This window comes from Streptomyces netropsis, from assembly GCF_014203545.1.
Classification (GTDB): Bacteria; Actinomycetota; Actinomycetes; order Streptomycetales; family Streptomycetaceae; genus Streptomyces; species Streptomyces netropsis.
The window spans coordinates 120,849-142,999 of record NZ_JACHJG010000003.1 but is presented as its reverse complement, the minus strand read 5'-3'; the positions used below and the strand labels follow the sequence as shown (position 1 = coordinate 142,999).

General features: G+C 71.2%; 17 protein-coding genes. 3 read left to right on the top strand and 14 right to left on the bottom strand.

Translation table 11 applies throughout. The features are described 5' to 3' along the window. The first annotated feature begins 85 nt into the window (after positions 1–85). Both FHS38_RS08395 and FHS38_RS08390 read left to right on the top strand, forming a co-directional pair. Positions 86–613: a DUF6114 domain-containing protein gene (locus tag FHS38_RS08395; protein WP_221494750.1), complete on the top strand. Its 528-nt coding sequence runs from the start codon at positions 86–88 to the stop codon at positions 611–613. Beyond that, positions 603–1,847 carry a hydrogenase expression protein HypF gene (locus FHS38_RS08390; RefSeq protein ID WP_184732452.1) on the top strand — a complete coding sequence of 415 codons (1,245 nt, stop codon included), beginning with the start codon at positions 603–605 and terminating at the stop codon, positions 1,845–1,847. Before FHS38_RS08395 ends, FHS38_RS08390 begins: the two co-directional genes overlap by 11 nt. A 214-nt stretch (positions 1,848–2,061) precedes the next feature. Here FHS38_RS08390 and pyk read toward each other — a convergent pair whose 3' ends face one another. From pyk to pta, 3 genes are all read right to left on the bottom strand, one after another. Further along, a complete protein-coding gene (gene pyk / locus FHS38_RS08385; RefSeq protein ID WP_184732450.1) occupies positions 2,062–3,486 on the bottom strand; it encodes a pyruvate kinase in 1,425 nt (474 codons plus the stop codon). 72 nt (positions 3,487–3,558) lie between these two features. Continuing rightward, positions 3,559–4,770, bottom strand: a complete 1,212-nt coding sequence (locus FHS38_RS08380) for an acetate kinase (RefSeq protein WP_184732448.1) — start codon at positions 4,768–4,770, stop codon at positions 3,559–3,561. 102 nt (positions 4,771–4,872) lie between these two features. Beyond that, positions 4,873–6,954 (bottom strand): phosphate acetyltransferase, encoded by a 2,082-nt coding sequence (pta, locus tag FHS38_RS08375; protein ID WP_184732446.1) that lies wholly within the window; start codon positions 6,952–6,954, stop codon positions 4,873–4,875. A 235-nt stretch (positions 6,955–7,189) separates the two neighbouring features. Here pta and FHS38_RS08370 point away from each other — a divergent pair, with 235 nt between their 5' ends. Continuing rightward, positions 7,190–8,215: an ATP-dependent 6-phosphofructokinase gene (locus FHS38_RS08370; protein WP_184732444.1), complete on the top strand. Its 1,026-nt coding sequence runs from the start codon at positions 7,190–7,192 to the stop codon at positions 8,213–8,215. Between the two features lie 74 nt (positions 8,216–8,289). On the opposite strand, the gene FHS38_RS08365 is transcribed toward FHS38_RS08370, so the two are convergent. From FHS38_RS08365 to FHS38_RS08315, 11 genes are all read right to left on the bottom strand, one after another. Then, a complete protein-coding gene (locus FHS38_RS08365; protein WP_184732442.1) occupies positions 8,290–9,156 on the bottom strand; it encodes an NAD(P)-dependent oxidoreductase in 867 nt (288 codons plus the stop codon). 188 nt (positions 9,157–9,344) lie between these two features. Further along, positions 9,345–11,888 (bottom strand): ABC transporter permease, encoded by a 2,544-nt coding sequence (locus FHS38_RS08360; RefSeq protein ID WP_184732440.1) that lies wholly within the window; start codon positions 11,886–11,888, stop codon positions 9,345–9,347. A gap of 83 nt (positions 11,889–11,971) precedes the next feature. After that, positions 11,972–12,763, bottom strand: a complete 792-nt coding sequence (locus FHS38_RS08355; protein ID WP_184732438.1) for an ABC transporter ATP-binding protein — start codon at positions 12,761–12,763, stop codon at positions 11,972–11,974. Between the two features lie 252 nt (positions 12,764–13,015). Next, positions 13,016–13,876, bottom strand: a complete 861-nt coding sequence (locus FHS38_RS08350) for an SDR family NAD(P)-dependent oxidoreductase (RefSeq protein ID WP_229822724.1) — start codon at positions 13,874–13,876, stop codon at positions 13,016–13,018. Beyond that, positions 13,873–14,898, bottom strand: a complete 1,026-nt coding sequence (locus FHS38_RS08345; RefSeq protein ID WP_229822723.1) for an AraC family transcriptional regulator — start codon at positions 14,896–14,898, stop codon at positions 13,873–13,875. Before FHS38_RS08345 ends, FHS38_RS08350 begins: the two co-directional genes overlap by 4 nt. 295 nt (positions 14,899–15,193) lie before the next feature. Then, positions 15,194–16,030 carry a carbohydrate ABC transporter permease gene (locus FHS38_RS08340; protein WP_184732436.1) on the bottom strand — a complete coding sequence of 279 codons (837 nt, stop codon included), beginning with the start codon at positions 16,028–16,030 and terminating at the stop codon, positions 15,194–15,196. 413 nt (positions 16,031–16,443) lie between these two features. Further along, entirely contained in the window at positions 16,444–16,887 is a 444-nt protein-coding gene (locus FHS38_RS08335; protein ID WP_184732434.1) for an RICIN domain-containing protein, read from the bottom strand. Between the two features lie 57 nt (positions 16,888–16,944). After that, the gene (locus FHS38_RS08330; protein ID WP_184732432.1) at positions 16,945–17,841 is read right to left on the bottom strand and encodes a carbohydrate ABC transporter permease; all 897 of its coding nucleotides are present in this window, start codon (positions 17,839–17,841) and stop codon (positions 16,945–16,947) included. Further along, positions 17,838–19,199, bottom strand: a complete 1,362-nt coding sequence (locus FHS38_RS08325) for an extracellular solute-binding protein (RefSeq protein WP_184732430.1) — start codon at positions 19,197–19,199, stop codon at positions 17,838–17,840. The genes FHS38_RS08330 and FHS38_RS08325 overlap by 4 nt, the downstream gene beginning before the upstream one ends. A 145-nt stretch (positions 19,200–19,344) precedes the next feature. Next, positions 19,345–20,046: a response regulator gene (locus tag FHS38_RS08320; RefSeq protein ID WP_184732428.1), complete on the bottom strand. Its 702-nt coding sequence runs from the start codon at positions 20,044–20,046 to the stop codon at positions 19,345–19,347. After that, positions 20,043–22,070, bottom strand: coding sequence for an ATP-binding protein (locus tag FHS38_RS08315; RefSeq protein WP_184732426.1), 2,028 nt, complete (start codon positions 22,068–22,070; stop codon positions 20,043–20,045). Before FHS38_RS08315 ends, FHS38_RS08320 begins: the two co-directional genes overlap by 4 nt. Between the last annotated feature and the right edge of the window lie 81 nt (positions 22,071–22,151).

Here is a 22,151-nt window from a genome sequence, read left to right as displayed (position 1 = left end):
CGCACCGCGCCGCGCCCCGGACCGCCGGAGCGGTGGCGCCGGGTTCAGGTTCCACCGATTCGCCGGTTCCGAGGAGCTGTACGCCATGAGCGCCGACACGCGCCCCCAGCCGATCGACAATTTCCGCCGCTTCCGTCATTCGTTCCGGCACTGGCGCGGACAACGTCCGTTCTGGGCCGGGTTGTTGACCTTGCTGGGCGGGATTCCGATCATGTACATCCCGTACCAGACCATGACGCTGGGCGACTTGAGCATCCGCTTGGCCACCACGGCGGGCGCCGGCTCGCTGATCATCGGTGTGCTGCTGGTCGTGCTGGGCCTGACCATGTGGTTCCAGCAGCATTCGCGCATCTTCGCGGGTGTCGCGGCCATCCTGCTCGGGCTCGTCTCCCTGGTCGTCTCCAACTTCGGCGCGTTCCTCATCGGTTTCCTGCTGGCTCTGATCGGCGGCGCGCTCAGCGTGTCCTGGATGCCCGGCAAGCCGATCGCCGCCCCGGCCGCGGACGGTCCTTCGGAGGAGCCGGTACGGCTGACCAAGGACGCCTCCCCCGGGGGCGAGGTGTCAGGAACGACGCCGGGTGGCGAATTCGACGGGGGGCACCGTGGCGACTGACGACGCACACGAGGAAGGCACGGCCCCCGGGCCGGCCGGCCGGTCGAGAACCGGGCCACGGCACGCCGCGCCCAGGAAGCCGCTGCTGACCCGGCTGCACATGCCCGCGGGCAAGGCCGTGGCGCTGGCCGCGATGCCGACCGCGGTGCTGATGGGGATGGGCTTCACGCCCCAGCTGGCACAGGCCAAGCCCCTGCCGAAGAACCCCTTCCTGGACGGGCCGTGTGTCACGGCACCGGACCAGACACCGAGCGGGACGCCGAGCGGGACGGCCGACGCGAGTCCCCGTCCGGAGCCGAGCGGATCCACGAAGGACGCCGGGGAACCGGACAGGGCGACGAAGCCCGGCAAGCCCTCGTCGTCGGCGTCGCCCGCCGCGCCCCGTAAGCGGACCGCCGCGCCCAGGACGTCCCCTTCGGCGACTGCCACTCCCACCCCGTCGGCCTCCAAGTCCACGAACCCGCTCGATCCGCTGGGCATCGGCGAAAAGCTCGGCGACATCCTCACGGGCAGCAAGTCGGACCAGGGCGACAAGGCCGCACCCGTCACGCCGCCGAGCACTTCGCCCAGCCCTTCGGCCTCGAAGTCCGCCGGGCCGGGGAAGCCCGTTCCGCCCACCGGGACGCCCGCCGACAAGGCCCGGCCGTCGAAGAAGGCCACGCCGACGCAGGACCCCACGCCGTCCGGCTCCGCCACCTCGTCGCCGCCGCCCACGCCGAGCACGAGCGCGAGCCCCGACGCGTCCGAGGAGACGCCCTGCCCCAGCCGTGCCGTGACGGACGAGAACGAGCAGCACGCCTTCCCGATCCAGCCCTGGTACCTGGAGACCAGCAAACTCTCCTTGCACGGCCTCAAGTACGAGGGCATCAAAGAGATCACGATGGTGAACGGGCAGCGGAAGAAGGTCCTGAAGTTCACCGCGAGCGCCCTGGACATCAAGGACCTGCACCAGATCGTCAACAGCGGCGGCAAGCAGTACCACGTCACGGGCATGGGGAAGACGTCCACGATCCGCGACGGCAAGGTGACCATGTACACCGAGGAGCTCAAGGGCACCCTCAACCTCCTGGGCATCCCCACGCTCAAGGTCACCTTCAGCCCGGAGACCCCGCCCCCGCTGTCCCTCCCCGAACTCGTCTTCACCGACGTCAAGATCCGGCAGGCGGGCCAGTTCGGCGGCACCCTCGCCATTCCGAACCTGCACCAGTACCTGACGGATGGGACGTATCCGTAGACCGGTTCAGGGCCTGTCCGGGTGGCATTCGCCGACGGCTGACCCGCCGTTTCGTCCTCAATCGCCGGACGGGCTGAAATCAGCCCGTCCGGCGATTGAGGACACTGCCGCGCAGCGGAGGTGCGGACGACTCCGTGGGAACCGAAACGGCCGTGGCCGCCTCCCCTGTCATCAGGGGAGGCGGCCACGGCCGTTGGCGCTACGAGCGGAAGACCTAGCGGTTCTCGCCCAGGTGGTGCACCCGCACCATGTTGGTGGTGCCGGGGACGCCGGGGGGCGAACCGGCCGTGATGATCATGGTGTCGCCCTCGCCGTAGCGGTTGAGCTTGAGCAGCTCGGCGTCGACCAGGTCGACCATCGCGTCGGTGTTCTCCACGTGCGGGACGACGTAGGTCTCGACGCCCCAGCTCAGCGCGAGCTGGTTGCGGGTCGAGGCGTCCGTGGTGAAGGCCAGGATCGGCTGGGCCGTGCGGTAGCGGGACAGACGGCGGGCCGTGTCACCGGACTTGGTGAAGGCGACCAGCGACTTCGCGCCCAGGAAGTCCGCGATCTCGCAGGCCGCGCGGGCGACGGAACCGCCCTGCGTGCGCGGCTTCTTGCCCGGCACCAGCGGCTGGAGGCCCTTGGAGAGCAGCTCCTCCTCGGCCGCCTCGACGATGCGGGACATCGTCTTGACGGTCTCGATCGGGTACGCGCCGACGCTGGACTCGGCGGACAGCATGACCGCGTCCGCACCGTCGAGGATCGCGTTGGCGACGTCGGAGGCCTCGGCGCGGGTCGGCCGCGAGTTGGTGATCATCGACTCCATCATCTGGGTCGCCACGATCACCGGCTTGGCGTTGCGGCGGCACAGCTCGATGAGGCGCTTCTGCACCATCGGGACCTTCTCGAGCGGGTACTCCACCGCCAGGTCGCCACGGGCCACCATCACGCCGTCGAACGCCATGACGACGTCCTGCATGTTGGCCACGGCCTGCGGCTTCTCGACCTTGGCGATGACCGGCACCCGGCGGCCGACCTCGTCCATGACGCGGTGCACGTCGAGGACGTCCTTCGCGTCGCGGACGAAGGACAGCGCGACCATGTCGCAGCCCATGTTCAGGGCGAACTTCAGGTCCTCGATGTCCTTCTCGGACAGCGCCGGGACGTTGACGGCCGCGCCGGGCAGGTTGATGCCCTTGTGGTCGGAGATCACACCGCCCTCGATCACGATGGTCTTGACCCGGGGGCCCTGGACCTCGGTGACGCGCAGCTCGACGTTGCCGTCGTTGATCAGGATCTGGTCGCCCTTGGAGACGTCGCCCGGCAGACCCTTGTAGGTCGTGCCGCAGATCGTCTTGTCGCCGGGGACGTCCTCGATGGTGATGACGAACTCGTCACCGCGCACCAGCTCCACGGGACCGTCCGCGAAGGTCTCCAGGCGGATCTTCGGGCCCTGGAGGTCGGCCAGGACGCCGACCGCGCGGCCGGTCGCCTCGGTGGCCTGACGGAGGCGGTCGTACCGCTCCTCGTGCTCCTGGTGGGTCCCGTGGCTCATGTTGAAGCGGGCCACGTTCATACCGGCCTCGATCAGCGTCTTCAGCTGGTCAAAGGAGTCGACGGCGGGGCCCAGGGTGCAGACGATTTTGGAACGGCGCATGGGGCAGATCCTATCGGTTTGTTTCGGAGCGGAATATTCGAGCTGTGGGAACGACCGAGCGCCGGCCGTCGATCAAGCGCTGACCAGGGCGTACGTCTGAGTGGCGATCTCCAGCTCCTCGTCCGTGGGGACGACTGCCACCGCGACCCGGGCGTACTCGGGGGAGATCAGCCGTGCCTCGTCGCCCCGGACGGCGTTGAGATCGGCGTCCACGGCCAGGCCCAGCTCCTCCAGACCGGCCACGGCGGCCTCCCGCACGGGGGCCGCGTTCTCGCCGACGCCCGCCGTGAAGGCCACGGCGTCGACCTTGCCGAGGACCGCGTAGTAGGCGCCGATGTACTTCTTCAGCCGGTGCACGTAGATGTCGAAGGCGAGCGCCGCCCGCTCGTCGCCCGCGTCGATCCGCCGGCGGATCTCGCGCATGTCGTTGTCGCCGCACAGTCCGATCAGACCGCTCTTCTTGTTGAGGAGCGAGTCGATCTCGTCGATGGACATGCCCGCGTTGCGCGCCAGGTGGGAGATCACCGCCGGGTCGATGTCACCGGAACGGGTGCCCATGACCAGGCCCTCCAGCGGGGTCAGGCCCATGGAGGTGTCGACGCAGCGGCCGCCCTTGACGGCGGAGGCGGAGGCGCCGTTGCCCAGGTGCAGCACGATGACGTTGACCTCGGAGGGGTCCTTGCCGAGCAGCTTGGCGGTCTCGCGCGAGACGTACGCGTGCGAGGTGCCGTGGAAGCCGTACCGGCGGATGCGGTGCGCGTCGGCGGTCTCCACGTCGATCGCGTAGCGCGCGGCGGCCTCGGGCATCGTGGTGTGGAAGGCGGTGTCGAAGACCGCGACCTGCGGGAGGTCGGGGCGCAGCGCCTGGGCCACGCGGATGCCGGTGATGTTGGCCGGGTTGTGCAGCGGCGCGACCGGGATCAGCCGCTCGATCTCCGCCGTCACCTCGTCGGTGATCACGGTCGGCTCGGTGAACTTCTTGCCGCCGTGCACCACCCGGTGGCCGATCGCGGCCAGCTCCGGGGAGTCCAGGCCCAGCCCGTCCGCCGCCAGCTCCCCGGCGACGGCCCGCAGCGCGGCCTCGTGGTCGGCGATCGGCTGCTCGCGCTCGCGCTTGGCGCCGCCCGTCGCGAGCGGCGTGTGCGCCAGCCGGGAGGTCTCCTCACCGATGCGCTCGACCAGCCCGACGGCCAGCCGGGCACCGTCGGCCATGTCGAGCAGCTGGTACTTCACCGACGAGGAACCGGAGTTGAGGACGAGGACTCGGGTGGCGTTGGCAGTCATGAAGGGCTTTCCGGGTTGGGGGCGGTGCGTGGCGTCGTGGCGTCGTGGGGGGAGTCACGGCCGTACGGGGACCGGGCGGGTCCCCGTACGGCCGTACGGGCGTCAGGGGCGCTGCTCGCCCTGCGCCTGGATGGCGGTGATGGCGACCGTGTTGACGATGTCCTGCACGAGGGCGCCGCGCGAGAGGTCGTTGACGGGCTTGCGCAGGCCCTGCAGGACCGGGCCGACCGCGACCGCGCCGGCCGAGCGCTGGACGGCCTTGTAGGTGTTGTTACCCGTGTTCAGGTCCGGGAAGACCAGCACGGTGGCCTTGCCCGCGACCTCCGAGCCCGGGAGCTTGGTCGCCGCGACGGCCGCGTCCACGGCGGCGTCGTACTGGATCGGGCCCTCGACCAGCAGGTCCGGGCGGCGCTCACGGACGATCTCGGTGGCCTTGCGGACCTTGTCGACGTCCGCGCCGGACCCGGAGGTGCCGGTGGAGTACGACAGCATCGCGATCCGGGGCTCCACGCCGAACTGGGCGGCGGTCGCGGCGGACTGGATGGCGATGTCCGCGAGCTGCTCGGCGTTCGGGTCCGGGTTGACCGCGCAGTCGCCGTAGACGAGGACCCGGTCGGCCAGGCACATGAAGAAGACCGAGGAGACGATCTGGGCGCCCGGCGCGGTCTTGATGATCTCGAAGGCGGGCCGGATGGTGGCGGCCGTGGAGTGCACCGCGCCCGAGACCATGCCGTCGGCCAGACCCTCCTGGACCATCAGGGTGCCGAAGTAGGAGACGTCGGCGACGACGTCGTGCGCCAGCTCCACCGTCATGCCCTTGTGGGCGCGGACCCTCGCGTACAGCTCGGCGAAGCGCTCGCGCAGCGGCGACGTCTGCGGGTCGATGAGCTGCGCCTCGGTCAGGTCGATGCCCAGCTCGGCGGCGCGCTTGCGGATCGCGTCCTCCTCACCCAGGAGGGTGAGATCGCAGACGTCGCGGCGCAGCAGCACATCGGCGGCGCGCAGCACGCGCTCCTCGGTGCCCTCGGGCAGGACCACCCGGCGGCGGCCGGAGCGGGAGCGCTCGATCAGCTCGTGCTCGAACATCATCGGCGTGACCCGGCTGGAGCGGGCCACCGAAATGCGGTTCGTCAGCTCGGCGGTGTCCACATGGCGCTCGAACAGGCCGAGGGCGGTCTCCGACTTGCGCGGCGACGCGGCGTTCAGCTTGCCCTCGATCGCGAACAGCTCGGCCGCGGTGGGGAAGGAACCACCGGGCACGGAGATCACCGGCGTGCCCGGGGCCAGCCGGCCGGCGAGGGCCAGGATGCTCGGGCCCGGACGCTCGTCGAGGGTGAGCAGCAGTCCGGCTATCGGCGGCGCGCCGGCGCTGTGCGCGGCCAGCGCGCCGATGATCAGGTCGGTGCGGTCGCCGGGGGTCACCACCAGGCAGCCCTCGGTCAGGGCGGGCAGGAACGCGGGGAGCATCGCGCCGCCGAAGACGAAGTCGCGGGCGTCGCGGTTGAGCCCCGCGTCGTCGCCGAGCAGCACCTCGGCACCCAGCTTGCGGACGATCTGCGCCACGGTCGGCGCGGACAGCGAACCGTCCTCGGGGAGCGCGTAGCAGGCCACCGGCAGGCTCGCGGCGAGCCCCTCGGCGACGGCCGCGCGGTCGGCGGGCGCGACGCGGTTGACGACGAGCGCCACGACGTCGCAGCCCAGCGCCTCGTAGGCGCGGTAGGCGTTGGCCGCCTCGGCCCGTACGGCCTCGGCGGCCTGGTCCTGGCCGCCGACGACGGTGATCACGGAGGCGCCGAACTCGTTCGCCAGACGGGCGTTGAGGGCCAGCTCGTCGGGGACGTTGGTGGCGGCGAAGTCGGTGCCGAGCACCAGGACGTACTCGTACTCCCGGGCGACCGCGAGGAAGCGCTCGACGAGGGCCGAGACCAGCTCGTCCATGCCCCGCTCGGCCTGGAGGGCGGAGGCCTCGCCGTAGGTCAGGCCGTAGACGGACTCGGGCGACTGACCGAGGCGGTAGCGCGACCGCAGGAGGTCGAAGAGACGGTCCGGGCCGTGGTCGTGGACGAGCGGGCGGAAGACGCCCACCCGGTCCACGTGGCGGGTCAGGAGCTCCATGACTCCCAGCTCGATGACCTGGCGGCCGTCGCCCCGGTCGGTCCCGGTCACGTACACGCTGCGCGTCACGCGTGCTCTCCTTGTTCCGTCGCTTGTTTGCATCGCCGAGTGCTGCTGCTGAAAAAATAGCCGTTAGGGTGGCCTTGCCCTCTTGACAATACCTGCGACCGTGGATAAGGCGCTCGGCGGTGGACGTCGACGGGATGTCGGAGGGGCGTCCTTAGGGGTGCGGCAGTACCGCCCGGCCCGTGAAACAATCGGTCCCGGCTCACATGTACCAGTAGCGAGCAGGAGAAACAGCACGATGCGCATCGGAGTCCTCACCGCAGGCGGCGACTGCCCCGGCCTGAACGCTGTCATCCGCTCGGTGGTGCACCGGGCTCTCGTCGGCCACAACGACGAGGTCATCGGCTTCGAGGACGGCTTCAAGGGCCTCCTCGACGGCCGCTTCCGCAAGCTCGACCTCGACGCCGTCAGCGGCATCCTGGCCCGCGGCGGCACCATCCTCGGCTCCGCGCGCCTCGAGCGCGCCCGGTTGCGCGAGGCGTGCGAGAGCGCCCAGGACTTCTCCCGTGAATACGGCATCGACGTCCTCATTCCCATCGGCGGCGAGGGCACACTGACCGCCGCCCGGATGCTGTCGGACGCCGGCATGCCCGTCGTCGGTGTCCCGAAGACCATCGACAACGACATCTCCGCCACCGACCGCACCTTCGGCTTCGACACCGCCGTCGGCGTGGCCACCGAGGCCATCGACCGTCTGAAGACCACCGCCGAGTCGCACCAGCGCGTCATGGTCGTCGAGGTCATGGGCCGCCACGCGGGCTGGATCGCCCTGGAGTCCGGCATGGCCGGCGGCGCCCACGGCATCTGCCTCCCGGAGCGCCCCTTCGACGTCGCCGACCTGGTCTCGATGGTCGAGGAGCGCTTCTCCCGCGGCAAGAAGTTCGCCGTCATCTGCGTCGCCGAGGGCGCGCACCCCGCCGAGGGGTCGATGGACTACGCCAAGGGGGCCATAGACCAGTTCGGCCACGAGCGCTTCGCCGGCATCGGCACGAAGCTCGCCGTCGAGCTCGAGAAGCGCCTCGGCAAGGAGGCCCGTCCGGTCATCCTCGGCCACGTCCAGCGCGGCGGCACGCCCACCGCGTACGACCGCGTCCTCGCCACGCGCTTCGGCTGGCACGCCGTCGAGGCCGCCCACCGCGGCGACTTCGGCAGGATGACCGCGCTGCGCGGCACGGACATCACGATGGTGCCGCTCGCGGAGGCCGTCACCGAGCTGAAGCGGGTGCCGGAGAGCCGGATGGACGAGGCGGAGTCGGTCTTCTAGGACCGGGCCCGGAAACGCGAAAAGGCCGGACGGGCCGGAGAAAACCAGCCCGTCCGGCCTTCTTCGAGTTCGCACTACTTGCGCAGCAGCTCCACCAGACCGGACAGGTCCTCGTGGGCGTGACCGGCCGCGACCCGGCGGTCCATGAGCGGCTTCAAGGGGGCGATCAGCTCCGGGCTGATGCCCTGGTCCTCCGCGGCCCGGATGAGGTTGACGTAGGCCGCGGCCTGCATGCCGACGTTGGAGACGACGCCGTGCGCGTAGTCACCGGAGTCGATCTGCTCCGCGTACAGCGGGATGCCGATGGTCATGGCGGTGATCCAGCCCTGGAGCATCGGGGCGAACTCCGTCGCGGCGACGTTCTCCGTACCCACCAGGGCCAACGCGTGCAGGGCGCCGGCGATCATGCCGGACATCCCGCTGAGCAGGGCGATGTCGAAGAGCGGGGCGAGCCCGGCATCGCGGCCGAGGAAGTGCGCCCGGCCCAGCCGCTCCAGGACCGGGCGGTGGGTGTCGAAGGCGCCCTGGTCCCCGCTGTACAGCAGGAACGCGTGCTCGGTGCCGATGCCCGGCGGGATGGCCATGATGCCGCCGTCGAGGTACGCGGCGCCCTGCGCCGCGACCCACTCGGCCATCTCGCGGGCCTGCGCCGGGGTCCCGTTGGTGAGGTTCACCAGCGTGCGGCCGCGCAGGGCACCCGCCACCGGGCCGAGGACGTCACGGACCGAGGCGTAGTCCAGGAGACAGACGACGACCAGCTCGTTCGCCGCGACCGCCTCGGCCGCGCCGGCGGCGTCCGTGGCCCCCAGCGCCACCAGCGGCTCGGCCTTGCCGGGCGTGCGGTTCCACACCGTGGTCGGGTGGCCGCCGGTGAGGAACGCGGTGGCCAGGGCCTTGCCCATGGCGCCCAGACCGAGAAGGGTGACGGGGGAGTTGCTCATGAGGGGTACTCCAGAAGGTGTGCGGTGGTCTCGGGCTCGGCGCGCCTCCACAAGACTCGTCGACGGCTTCCACGGCCTCAAGTACGCACAAAAAAGTGGGCACTTACCTTCAGGTGGGTGTGCGCCGGACGCAAAAGCCGGTGGGCCGGTCCTCGGATCGAGGACCGGCCCACCGGCTGGTGAGGCGCCTACTGCGCCCCGATCGACTCCAGCATGTTCAGCTTCGCCGCCCTGCGGGCCGGCCAGACCGCGGCCAGGACGCCGACGACGAGCGCGAGCAGCAGGAACAGGCCTATCCGGGCCCACGGCACGACCATCTCGTACTGCGGGAACGAGGACCGCAGCAGATGGCCGCCGGACCAGGCGAGGAAGATACCGACGCCGACGCCGAGCACCGCACCGAACATCGAGATCATCACGGACTCCAGCCGCACCATCTGCTTGATCCCGGTGCGGGCCAGACCGATCGCGCGCAGCATCCCGATCTCGCGGGTCCGCTCGAACACCGACATCGCGAGGGTGTTGACGACCCCGATGACCGCGATGACGACGGCCATGCCCAGCAGCCCGTACATCAGGTAGAGGATGTCGTCGATGCTGCCCGCCTCGGAGCGGCGCAGGTCGTCCTGGCTCTGGACCTTGATGATCGGGTTGCCGCCCAGGGTCTCCTTGATCTTGGCGGGCAGGCTGCTCGCCTTGCCGGGGGCGGCCTTGATCAGCACCTCGTCGTCGCGGACCTTGTCCAGGTGCGGGTCCACGAGAGCCGGGGCGGCGAGGACCTCGGCGAGGACGTCGTTGTCGGCGTAGACGGCGACGACGCGCGGGGCGGCCTTCTTGCCGTCGTAGAACTCCATGGGCAGGGCGGAGCCGACCGCGAGGCCGTTCTTCTTCGCGTAGCCCGCGGCCACCGCGACGGTGGTCGTGCCGCGCACCTCGGTGAGCGAACCGCCGGTGATCTTCAGGTCGGTGACCTTCGAGATCTTCGAGAGGTCCGTGGCGCGGAGCCCGGCAGGTACGTCCTTCGACTGGAAGCCGACCATCCGGACGGGCACCGAGGCGGCGACGCCCGGCTGCTCGGCGAGCTTCTTGGCGACGTCGGGGGAGAGGCCGAGGTAGCTGTTCGACGTGACCTTGTAGTCGGCCGTCAGGTCCTGGGCGCCCATCTTGTCCACGCCCTGGTTCGCGGAGACCGCGGCCACCGTCAGACCCGTGATCAGCGTCAGACCGATCATCAGCGCGGAGGCGGTGGCGGCCGTACGACGCGGGTTGCGCAGCGCGTTCTGGGTGGCGAGCTTGCCGCTGACGCCGGACACCCGGACGGCGAGGCGGCCGAAGAGGTTCACGAACGGGCGGGAGAGCAGCGGCGCCAGCACGATGACGCCCGCGAGGGTCAGGGCCGAGCCCGTCATGGCGGCCGTCAGACCACCGCTGTCGCGCAGCGTCGTCACGTACAGCATGACGGCGACTCCCAGCGCGGTGAGGACCGCGCCGATGGAGTTGCGGACGACGAGGCTGCGGGTGGTCGGCGCCTGGTCCACGGCCGACAGCGCCTCGACGGGGGCGATCTTCGCGGCCTTGCGGGAGGGCAGCCACGCGGCGAGCACGGTCACGAGGACACCGACGGCGAGGGCGGACAGCGCGGCGTTCGGCTCGACGACCAGCGGGCCCTCGGGCAGCGAGGCACCGGACGAGTTCAGCACCGACCACAGGCCCGTGGCGATGCCGAGACCCAGCACGAAGCCGACGGCGGAGGCGACCAGGCCCAGCAGCCCGGCCTCGATCATCACCGAGCGCACGACCTGGCGGCGGGAGGCACCGACCGCGCGCAGCAGCGCGATCTCACGGCTGCGCTGGGCGATGAGCATGGTGAAGGTGTTGGCGATGATGAAGATGCCGACGAAGAGGGAGATGCCCGCGAAGACCAGGAAGGTGTTCCGGATCGAGCTGGTCTGCTCGTCGATGAGCTTGGACTGCTCGGCCGCCAGCTTCTTGCCGCTCTGCGCCTGGAAGCCGTCCTTCGGCAGGACGTCCCGGACCTTGCGGGTCAGCGCCTCCTGGTCGGTGCCCGGGGTGGCGGAGACGACGAGCTCGCTGAACTCGCCCGGCTTGCCGAAGAGCTTCTGTGCCGTCGGGGTGTCGAACAGCGCCAGGCTGCCACCCGCGCTCACGCGCGGGTCGTCGGTCTCGACGATGCCGACGAGCTTCTTCGTCATCACCGGGCCGTCGACGGCCAGCCGGACGGTGTCGCCGACCTTGGCGCCCGTCTTCCCGGCGGTCTTCACGTCCAGGGCGATCTCGCCGGCGGCGGTCGGGCCCCGGCCCTTCAACAGCGGGTACCGGCTGTCCTTGCCGCCCTTGCCGGGCACGTAGTTGGCGGCGCTGCTGCCCCACTCGCTGCCCGCCGGGTCGTTGTTCTTGTCGGCGACCGTGGCGACGCCACCCACCGAGGGACGTACGGACGTCACGCCGGGCAGCGCGCGGACGGTGGCGACCATCCGGTCGTCGAGGACCCGGCGGTCCCCGCCCGGCCCGGTGCCGGGACGGCCGAAACCCGTCACGGAGACGGCGACGTCGTCCAGGTTCTTGGCCGTCTTGTCGCGATAGGCGCTGCCGACGGAGTCGCTGAAGACGAGCGTGCCGGAGACGAAGGCGGTGCCGAGGAGGACCGCGAGGGCGGTCATCATCAGCCTGGCTTTGTGCGCGAGGAGATTGCGCAGGGCGGTACGGAACATGGCGGGTCCTGGTGGTTTCCCTCGGCCCGGTGAGGGGCGAGGGGAGAGCGGCTACGGGCGTCGGGTCGGGAGCTGTCCGTTCCTCAGCTCGTGCGGCCCTTCGCGTCGAAACGCTTCATGCGGTCCAGGACCGCGTCGGCGGTGGGCTCGCGCAGTTCGTCGACGATGCGGCCGTCGGCGAGGAAGATCACGCGGTCGGCGTAGGAGGCGGCGACGGGGTCGTGGGTGACCATGACGACCGTCTGCTCCAGGGCCCGCACGGATCCGTGCAGGAAGCCCAGCAGCTCGGCGCCGGAGCGGGAGTCGAGGTTCCCGGTCGGCTCGTCCGCGAAGATGATCTCGGGGCGGGAGGCCAGCGCACGGGCCACCGCGACGCGCTGCTGCTGGCCGCCGGAGAGCTGGCTGGGGCGGTGTGCGAGCCGGCCGGACAGGCCGAGCGTCGTCACGATCTGGTCCAGCCAGGCACGGTCCGCCTTACGGCCCGCGATGTCCATCGGCAGCGTGATGTTCTCCAGCGCGGTCAGCGTCGGCAGCAGGTTGAACGCCTGGAAGATGAAGCCGACCTTGTCGCGGCGGAGCCGGGTCAGCTGCCGGTCACCGAGGGAGGCCAGCTCGACGTCACCGATCCGGGTGGAACCGGAGGAGACGGAGTCCAGGCCCGCCATGCAGTGCATGAGCGTCGACTTGCCCGAACCGGACGGGCCCATGATCGCCGTGAACTCCGCGCGGCGGAACTCGACGGAGACCGAGTCCAGGGCGGCCACCCGGGTCTCGCCCTGCCCGTAGACCTTGCTCAGGTCGGTGGCGCGGGCGGCGACGGAGCCGTGGGGCGCGTGGAGGGCGGGTGAAACGGGGAAAGGCGTCGCGTGGGACACGGGGGCTCCTCCGGAGGGGCGGGATGCGTCGAGAAGGCCGACGAGGTCGGCAAGGAAGGCGACCGACCGGCCGACAAGGTCGAGACGTCGAGACCGGGGGGAATCAACGCTTCCAATTCTCGGAGCCGCAACCCGCCGCCGCCTCAGCCGTACGGCTTGAACCCGGCGTCGGACTTTAGGTCCCTGGGGGTGCGCGGCCGTAGTCCTTCAGACGGACGCCGTCATCCTCAAGGACCGACGGGCCGGGCGTGCTCAGCCCGCGGAGAGCCCGCCCTCGCAGGGCAGCACCGTGCCCGTGGTCCAGCGGGACTCGTCGGAAAGGAGGAAGAGCGCGGCCCGTGCCATGTCGTCCGGGTCGGCGACGTAATTCATCGGGAAGCGGTCGGCCAGCGCGGCCCGCGCCTCGTCGGTCGGCATCCAGCGGTCGAACATCTCCGAGCGGGTCGGCCCGGGCGCGATGGCGTTGACCCGGATGTTGTCCCGGGCGTAGTCCAGCGCGGCGCACTTCACGAGGCCGGTGAGGGCGTGCTTGCTGGTGGAGTAGTCGGTGTTCAGCGCGCTCCCCACCAGCCCGGCCACCGACGAGGAGATCACGACGGACCCGCCGCCGCTGTCGAGCATGGCCGGAATCTGGTGCTTCATGGACAGGAAGACGCCGCGCACGTTCGTGGCCATGACCGTGTCGAAGTGATCCGTGTCCAGCTCGTGCAGCCGCGCCCGCGCGCCGCCCGCCCCCGCGTTGTTGAACGCACCGTCGAGCCGGCCGTAGGCGCGCACGGTCTCCGCCACGGCGGCGGCCACCGACCGCTCGTCCGTCACGTCGCACTCCAGGCCCAGCGCCTCGTGCCCCGCCGCGCGCAGCTCGGCGGCGAGCGCGGCCACCCGGTCGGCGCGGCGGGCGGCCGCGACGACGAGCGCGCCCTCGGCGGCGAACCGGCGGACCGCCGCGGCGCCGATGCCGCTGGACGCGCCGGTCACGAATATGACGCGCCCGGTGAGCCGCCCGGCGGTGAACGCCAGTGGCTCGGGCTGCTGGTAGGTCATGTCGGTCGTGCCTCTCTCGTACTGCTCGTACTGCTCGTACTGCCCGTGCGTCGCGGCCGTGCGGCTCACATGCGCAGGGTGTGGGACGGCGCATGGCCGTAGCGCTGCTGGTAATACGCGGCGAAACGGCCCAGGTTGGAGAAACCCCAACGGTAGGCGACGTCGGAGACGGTGACGCCCCCGTTCCCCTGCGCGGCGACGAGCTCCTCGTGGGCCCGGCCCAGCCGGACCTCGCGTAAATAGCCCAGCGGCGTGGTGTCCAGATACCGGCGGAAGGCCTCCTGGAGCGCGCGTGGGCTGCACCGCGCCACCGCCGCGAGCTCGGTCAGGGTGAGGGGCTCGTCGGCCCGCTCCTCGGCCACGGCCATGACCCGGCGCACGGCGGGATGCGCGACGACGCCGGTGCGGCGCGCGTCGATCCCCCCGGTGACCAGATGGTGGGTCTCCATGAGCATCGCGGCCGTCGTCTGGGTCAGATGCGACGCGAGGATGGGGCTGTTGCGCGCGATGCCCTCGCCGAGCACCTCCCGGTGCACCGCCTCGGAGATCCCCTCCCAGCTCCTGGCGGCCTTGCCGGAGACCGTGCCCTCCAGCGTGAACCGCGCCCGGACGGGCCCCTCGACGCCGAGCGCGTCGGCCGCAGCCTGCTCCACGGTCTCCCGGGCGAGGCGGACGGTCGTCATCCGGGCGCCGGGGGTCCAGTGCACCTGGAACTTGCGGTACGGGTCGAGCACATAGGTCTGGCCGGTCCCGACGAACCGCTCCTCCCGGCCCGGCGAGGACACCCGGACCCCGCCGTTCACGAGCCGGCAGACCAGGAGGTACGAGCCGAGGGGCTGGGGGTCCACGAGCGTCTCGGCGCCGTACTGGAGCCCGGAGAGGGTGATCCCCGGGAATCCGCCTTCCGCGTACCAGGCGGAGAAGTCCTCGGGATCGCCCAGGCAGCTCAGCCGGTAGGGGCTGTACGCGGAGCTGATGGCTTCCTGCGTTTCCTCGAGGTCGTTGCTGAGCACGAGCGTGCGCATATTGCTGTTGTCAATGAGGTCATTGGGGCCATCGGGGCTGATGGATCCCGTGTCGGATTCACTCATCGGGCTTCCTCCCGGGATGACCGCGTTATCCGGCCGACAGCCGCGTTTCGCGAGTAGCCGACGGGTGGCCCCGTTAGTACCGTTCTGCTTGTTCGCAGTCAAGGCGCCGGCAATTCCCACATCGGTTTCGGGACAGGCCGGCGCGGTCCGCGGACCCGGCCTTGGGTTAACGGGGGAGATTCAGGGCCGGCCATCCGACATCGGATGGCGCGCCCCGCCGTCTGGGCACGGACGGCGGGGCTTTCCATGTCCGGCGGGGGCCTCGCGCCCCGCCGTCCCGCCTGCCACGTCACGGCTACCCCTTCACGGCTCCGCCGAGGGCGAAGCCGCCGCCCAGTCGGCGGGAGATCAGGGCGTAGAGCAGGATCACGGGCGTCGAGTAGAGGATCGAGAAGGCGGCGAGCTGGCCGTACGCGACCTGCCCGTAGTTGCCGAAGAACGTGAAGATGCTGACCGACGCGGGCAGTTGGTCGGGGGAGAGCAGCAGCATGAAGGGGACGAAGAAGTTCCCCCACATCATGATGAAGCTGTAGATCGTCACGACCGTGATCCCCGGCCCCATCAGCGGCAGGATCACCCTGACCAGCGCCTGTAGCCGGCTCGCCCCGTCCGTCCAGGCGGCCTCCTCGAGGACGGTGGGGACGCCGTCCATGAAGTTCTTCATCAGCCAGATCGCGAAGGGTAGTTGGGCGGTCGCCATGAACAGGGCCGTCCCGTACACCGTGTCGATCAGGTCGATCCGCACGAACAGCCCGTAGACCGGCACCATGACGGCGGTGATCGGCAGGCACGTGGTGAACAGGACCCCCATCAGGTACGGCCTGCTGAAGCGCGACCGGTAGCGGGAGAGGGGGTACGCCGCGAGCGCGGCGCACGCGATGGTGAGGACGGTGGCCCCGCCGCAGAGCAGCAGGCTGTTGAGCATCGGCCGGAAAGTGATCTCGTCGGTCAGTACCGCCGAGAAGTTGTCCGTCGTCGGCGAGGTGGGTGCGGCGACGCGTAGTCCCGCCTCGGAGTCGATGGAGGAGGCCAGCAGCCAGACGAGCGGAACGGCGAAGGAGACGGCCACGGCGAGCAGGGCGAGGTCGGCGGCCAGACGGTGACGGGTGCGGCGGGTGAGGAGCGGGAGCATGGCACCTCCGTGCGCGGCGAGCGCGGGCAGCGCTCGGAGGATAGCGCGCGGGGCGGGGTGGGTATCAGAGGGCACAAGGCGGCGGGTGCCGCATTCGAATCCGCGTTGCCTTTGCTTTCTCTTTAATATTTGATGATGCTCGCCTTTCCGTGCTTTCCCTGCCCTTGAAGGAATTACCGCCGTGTGAAGCTCTGTCCGTAACGCCCTGTCCGCATTCGTCGTCGCCGGTCTCGCTCTCACGGCCACCGGTTGCTCGGAAGCCGCAAAGGAGAAGGCGGAGGAAACGTACGAGGTGACATACGAGATCACCGGCAAGGACCTGGCCTCGGTGGACTTCGACAACGGCAAGGGCAAGCTCGCGGTGGCCGCCTGTGTCGCCCTCTCGCCGATCGCCCGGTAGCCCCGCGCCGGCCCTAGTCGGCCACCGGCTCCATGTGCCACCACTGGGCCGGGCTGTCCTTGTCCTCCCACTGCTGGACGTTGTCCCCGGGGGCCGTTCCCGCGTCGGCGACCTCCAGGAGGAGGCCGCTGACGTGGTTGACGAGGGTGACCGTGCCCGGTGCGTCCAGGTGCTGCTCGATCAGCCACTCCTGGGCGCCGTAGTTATTGGCCTTCCACTGCTGGACGTTCGCCCCGTTCTCCGTGGAGGCGCCCGTGACGTCCAGGCGCTTGCCGCTGCCCACGTTCTCCAGGTGGTGCACGCCGCCGCCCGCGTGGACCGGGCTCACCCGCCACAGCTGCGCGGGCGTGCCGTCGTCCTTGCCCTGCCGCACATTGGCTCCGCTGCCCTTGCGACCGTCGGCGACCTCCAGCAGCAGACCGCTGTGGACATTGCGTACGTGGTACGTGCCTTCCATGCGCTGATCGTAAAGGCAGGGTCTGACAGTCCCCGGGTGCCTCGGGCGCCCCGGCTGTCACACCTCCTCCCGCATCAGGCGCAGGTACACCATCGAGAACACCGCCCCCACCAGCAGGAGCAGTAGCGCCACCGCCGTGCCGTAGCCGATCAGCGACTTGAGGAACGCCTGGTCGTACATGAACACCGGCAGGGTCTGGCTGCGGTTGCCGGGGCCGCCCCGGGTCATGGCCCAGATGAGGCCGAAGACCGACAGCGTCTGGAGGGTGTTGAGCATGAGGTTGGTGCCGATCGAGCGCCGGATCATCGGCAGCGTGATGTGCCAGAAGCGGCGCAGGCCGCTCGCGCCGTCCACCTCGGCCGCCTCGGTGACGTCCCGGGGGATCTCGGCGAGGGCGGCGGAGTAGACGAGCATGGAGAAGGCCGTGCCGCGCCAGACGTTGGCGAAGGAGACGGCGAGGATGGGCAGGGTGAACAGCCAGTTCTGGGCGGGCAGATGGAGCCACTCCAGCACGGCGTTCAGCGTGCCGCGCCGGTTGAAGAAGGTGTAGAGCAGGAAGCCCGCCACGATCTCCGGGAGCACCCACGCGGCGATCACGATCGAGCCGGTCAGGGAGCGCACGGGCTTCGACGCGCGCCGCATCAGGGCGGCGAGGGCGAAGCCGAGGCTGTTCTGGCCCACGATCGAGGAGAGGACCGTGAAGAGGAGCGTGAGGACGACGGCGTTGCGGAAACCGTCGTCGCCGAACGCGCGGCGGAAGTTGGCGAGGCCGACGAAGGACGCGGAGGCCTGGCCGGTCAGCTGGGTGTCGGTGAAGGCCAGGTAGACGCAGTAGGCGATCGGCCCGGCCAGGAAGAGGACCAGCAGGACCGTCGCCGGGACCAGGGGCAGCCAGCGGGCGGCCCGGCGGGGTCCCGGGAGCGAGGCGGGCGGCGCGCTCGTCGCGCCCGTCACCGCTCCCCGTCCCGAACGCCGTCGCCACCCGCGATCGACCTCAGCTGCGCGTCATAGCCCCGCGCCGCCTTCGCCGCCGTCGCGTCGCCGGTCGTGACCGACTCCATGGCTTCCCCGATCGCCCCCGACACCTGCGGGTACACGGGCAGGGTGGGGCGGTAGTGGGTGTACCGGACCAGGCCGGTGAAGAAGTCGATGCCGGGCATCGACTTCAGATACCTCGGGTCCGCCGCCACGTCGTCCCGCACGGCGATCTGCCCGTCCCGCACGGTCCACTCGAGCGCGTTCTCCTTCGTCTGGAGCAACTCCACGAGCTGCCACGCCAGGTCCGGCTTCGTGGACTTCGCGCCGATCGACCAGGTCCAGCCGCCCGAGAGGCTCACCTTGCCCGGTGCCGCGCCGTTCTGGGTCGGGAAGGCGGCCCTGCCCATCACCTTCGACCACTGCGGCCAGGGCCGGGCGCCCTTCGGGAGCCAGTTCTTGGCGAGCCAGTTGCCGTCGAGGGCGATGGCGAGCTTGCCGTCGGGGATCCACTCGGCGGTGACGCGGGTGCCGACGTTGGGGTCCAGCGCGTCCGCGGGGTCGGGGCCGAGCTTCTCGCCGTAGACGGTCCGCACGAACTCGAGGGCGTCGGTGAAGCCCTTCCCGCCGGCCACCCACTTCTTCGCCGCCGGGTCGTAGAGGGGGTCCTTGCCCGTGCCGTACAGCAGCATCTCGAAGCCCTGCATGACGGCGGCCTCGCCCGGCCCCTTGCCCGTGTAGACGTTGAGGGGGATGACGCCCGGGACCTTCCGCTTGACCGCGCGGGCCGCGCCCAGGACCTCCTGCCAGTCCTTCGGCTGCCAGTCGGCGGGGAGCCCCGCCCTGGCGAAGACCTCCTTGTTGAACCACAGGCCGCGGGTGTCCGTGCCGTCCGGTACGCCGTAGGTCTTCCCGTCCTCCGCTCTCGCCGAGGACTTCGCGGTCTCGGCGTACCGCCCCCAGTCCTTCCAGGCCGCCAGCTTGTCGTCCAGGGGACGCAGATAGCCGCTCTTGATATCGGAGTTGATGAGGAAGGTGTCCTCGTGCACCACGTCCGGCGCCGTCTTCGGCGACCGCATCATCTGCTGGATCTTGGTGTAGTAGTCGTCCTGGGAGGCCTGGATCGGGACGAGTTCGAGCTTCTTGCCCCGGTGGCGCTGCTCGAACTGCGTTTTGATCATGGCCAGGTACTCGTCCATGATCCGCACCTTGTTGTCGGTGCTGCGCGGGTAGGCGACCTTCACGGTGTCGGGGTCGCCGCCGGAGCCACCGCCGCAGGCGGTGAGCGATGCCGCGGCGAGGACGGTGACCAGGAGCAGAGGGGCGGTGGGACGCACGGGCACGACCTCCTACAAGCCTCGTGGGCTTGGCCGGCGGCCGTCCGTGAGCGCTCGGTCCGTTCGTCGCGGGACGGCCGGGGCCTGGTGAAGTCGTACGTTCCCTGGTTGGTGCCCTCGCACGCGTCCGGGCCGATTACCGCCGCTACCGCCGGCTCAGCCACCGGTAGCGCAGTTCGGGCCGGCCGATCTGCCCGTACTGCGGGGCCCGGGCGGCCCGGCCGCCGGTCACCAGGTGTTCCAGATAGCGGCGGGCGGTGATCCGCGAGATCCCCACGGTGGCGGCGGCCGTGCCCGAGGAGACGCCCTCGGGGCCCGCCGCGCGCAGCGCCTCGGTGATCGCCTGGAGCGTGTCCAGGCTCAACCCCTTCGGCAGCGCGGCGGGTTGCGGTGCGCGCAGCGCGGCGAGCGCGCGGTCCACCTCGTCCTGGCCGCTCGCCTCGCCGACGACGGCGCGGAACTCCGCGTAGCGGACCAGCCGGTCGCGGAGGGTGGCGAACGTGAAGGGCTTCAGCACGTACTGGACGACGCCGAGCGAGACGCCCTCCCGGACGACGGCCAGATCGCGCGCCGACGTCACCGCGATGACGTCGGCGGTGTGCCCGGCGCTGCGCAGCGAACGCACGAGCTGGAGCCCGTGGCCGTCGGGGAGGTACAGGTCGAGCAGCAGCAGGTCGACGGCCGTCCGCTTGAGGAACTGCGAGGCGTCCGCGCGCGAGTGGACGACCCCGGCGACGGTGAAGCCGGGAACGCGCCCGACGTACAGCGCGTGCGCGTCGGCGGCGAGGGGGTCGTCCTCGACGACGAGGACCCGGATGGGCGGTGCGGTCGCCTGCGGCGTGCTCATGCGGTGGCTCCTGGGGCGGCTTCCGCGGTGGGTTGTGCCGGGTTGGGTGCGCTCGCGGGTGCGAGCAGGGGCAGACGGACCGTGAACTCGGCACCCCCGGCGGGGGACTCCCCGACCGTGACCGTGCCGCCGTTGCGCCGGGCGGCCTGCCGGACCAGCGCCAGCCCGAGGCCACGACCGTGCGGCGCGGGACCGGGCGACTTGGTCGACCACCCCCGGCGGAACACCTCGTCCACCGCCCCGGCCGCGACCCCGGGCCCGGTGTCCCCGACCCGCAACAGCAACTCCCCGCCGCCCGCCCGCACGGTCACGGTGACCTGCGGTCGGCGGTGCGGTGCCGCGTGCGCGGGCGCGAGGACGAGCACGGGGGCGCGCCCCGCGCACGGCTCTGTCACGTCGTCGCTCCCGGCTGCCGGGCGGACGGGGTGCCCGGCCGGGTGCGGTGCTGCGACGTCCCGCTCCGTGGCCGTGTGGTGCGCTGCGGCGTGTCCCGTCGGCCGGGGTGCTGTCTCGTCCGGCGCGCTCGCCGGGTCCGTCCGCGGCTCCGCCGCGCCGTGGCTCCCGGCCTCCGGCCGGGCCGTGTCGGGCGCGCCGGGGCGGCCGGGGCGCGAGAGCGGGGCCTGCGCGTCGGTGACCGCCATGCCGGCGTCCGTCGGATCAGCTTGGGACAAGGGCCGGTTCGCCTCCGACGCGGACGCGTCCAGGGCGTTGTCGATGAGGTTGCCGAGGATCGTGACCAGGTCGCGGGGCGGGAGGGCGGGCGGGAGGAGGCCGTCGTCTATGCGGGTGTCGGGGGTGAGGAGGAGCTCCACGCCGTGTTCGTTGGCCTGGGCGGCCTTGCCGAGGAGGAGGGCTGCGAGGACCGGTTCGGCGACGGCGGCCATGACCTGGTCGGTGAGGGCCTGGGCGAGTTCGAGTTCCGCCGTCGCGAAGTCGACGGCCTCGTCCGCGCGGCCGAGTTCGATCAGCGAGACCACGGCGTGCAGCCGGTTCGCCGCCTCGTGGGACTGGGAGCGCAGCGCCTCGGCGAAGCCGCGCACGGAGTCCAGCTCGCCCGACAGCGCCTGGAGTTCGGTGTGGTCCCGCAGGGTGACGACCGTGCCGCGCCGCTCCCCGCCGGAGACGGGCGAGGTGTTGACGACCACGATCCGGTCGGCGGTCAGATGCACCTCGTCGACGCGCGGCTCGGTGGCCAGCAGGGCCCCGGTCAGGGCCGGCGGCAGGCCGAGCGCGTCAACGGGGCGGCCGACGACATCGCCGTGGAGGCCGAGCAGCTCACGGCCGCCGTCGTTGACGAGTGCCACGCGCCGCCGCCCGTCGAGCATCAGCAGCCCCTCGCGCACCGCGTGCAGCGCGGCCTGGTGGTAGTCGTGCATCCGGCTCAGCTCGGCGGCGTTCATGCCGTGGGTGTGCCGGCGCAGCCGGGCGTTGAGGAGGTACGTGCCGAGGCCGCCGAGGGCGAGCGCGGCGAGGGCGACGCCGAGCAGCCCGGTGAGCTGCCGGCGCACGTCCGCGCTGATCGAGTCGACCTTGATGCCCGCGCTGACCAGCGCCACGACCCGGCCGTCGGGCTGGTCGGTGTCGCGCACCGGGGCGACCGCCCGCACGGAGGGGCCCAGGGTGCCGGTGTAGGTCTCGGAGAACGTGACGCCCTCGAGCGCGGGGCGGGTGTGGCCGAGGAAGCGCTCGCCGATCCGGGTGGAGTCCGGGTGCGTCCAGCGGCTGCCGTTCGGGCGCATGATCGTCACGAAGTCGACGTCCGTGTCGCGGCGCACCTGCTCGGCGTACGGCTGAAGCGTGGACGTGGGGTCCGTCGAACGGATGGATTCGCGTACGGCGGGCGACGCGGCGACGGCGGTCGCCGTCGCCGTCGCCTGGCGGCGCGCGGCCGCCTCGGCCTGGGCCTGGTCGGTGAGGTACGCGAAGACCGCGCAGCCGGTCACCACGGCGGCGACCAGCACGGTCTGCATCGCGAAGAGCCGGCCGGCCAGGCTGCGGGGGCGACGTATGCGAGGTTTGCGCATGGCGGACAGTCTGCACTGCGGCGGGTTCGTGAACGTAATGCACGTAATCGTGACCGCTGTCACAGGGGGGTGCATAGTCGC

Bases quoted from the DNA above. Each gene is read 5' to 3' on its own strand.
- FHS38_RS08365 (WP_184732442.1), bottom strand. From the start codon at position 9,156: ATGAGCAACTCCCCCGTCACCCTTCTCGGTCTGGGCGCCATGGGCAAG.
- FHS38_RS08320 (WP_184732428.1), bottom strand. From the start codon at position 20,046: ATGAGCACGCCGCAGGCGACCGCACCGCCCATCCGGGTCCTCGTCGTC.
- pyk (WP_184732450.1), bottom strand. From the start codon at position 3,486: ATGCGCCGTTCCAAAATCGTCTGCACCCTGGGCCCCGCCGTCGACTCC.
- FHS38_RS08395 (WP_221494750.1), top strand. From the start codon at position 86: ATGAGCGCCGACACGCGCCCCCAGCCGATCGACAATTTCCGCCGCTTC.
- FHS38_RS08345 (WP_229822723.1), bottom strand. From the start codon at position 14,898: ATGAGTGAATCCGACACGGGATCCATCAGCCCCGATGGCCCCAATGAC.
- FHS38_RS08315 (WP_184732426.1), bottom strand. From the start codon at position 22,070: ATGCGCAAACCTCGCATACGTCGCCCCCGCAGCCTGGCCGGCCGGCTC.
- FHS38_RS08370 (WP_184732444.1), top strand. From the start codon at position 7,190: ATGCGCATCGGAGTCCTCACCGCAGGCGGCGACTGCCCCGGCCTGAAC.
- FHS38_RS08335 (WP_184732434.1), bottom strand. From the start codon at position 16,887: ATGGAAGGCACGTACCACGTACGCAATGTCCACAGCGGTCTGCTGCTG.
- FHS38_RS08360 (WP_184732440.1), bottom strand. From the start codon at position 11,888: ATGTTCCGTACCGCCCTGCGCAATCTCCTCGCGCACAAAGCCAGGCTG.
- FHS38_RS08380 (WP_184732448.1), bottom strand. From the start codon at position 4,770: ATGACTGCCAACGCCACCCGAGTCCTCGTCCTCAACTCCGGTTCCTCG.
- FHS38_RS08340 (WP_184732436.1), bottom strand. From the start codon at position 16,030: ATGCTCCCGCTCCTCACCCGCCGCACCCGTCACCGTCTGGCCGCCGAC.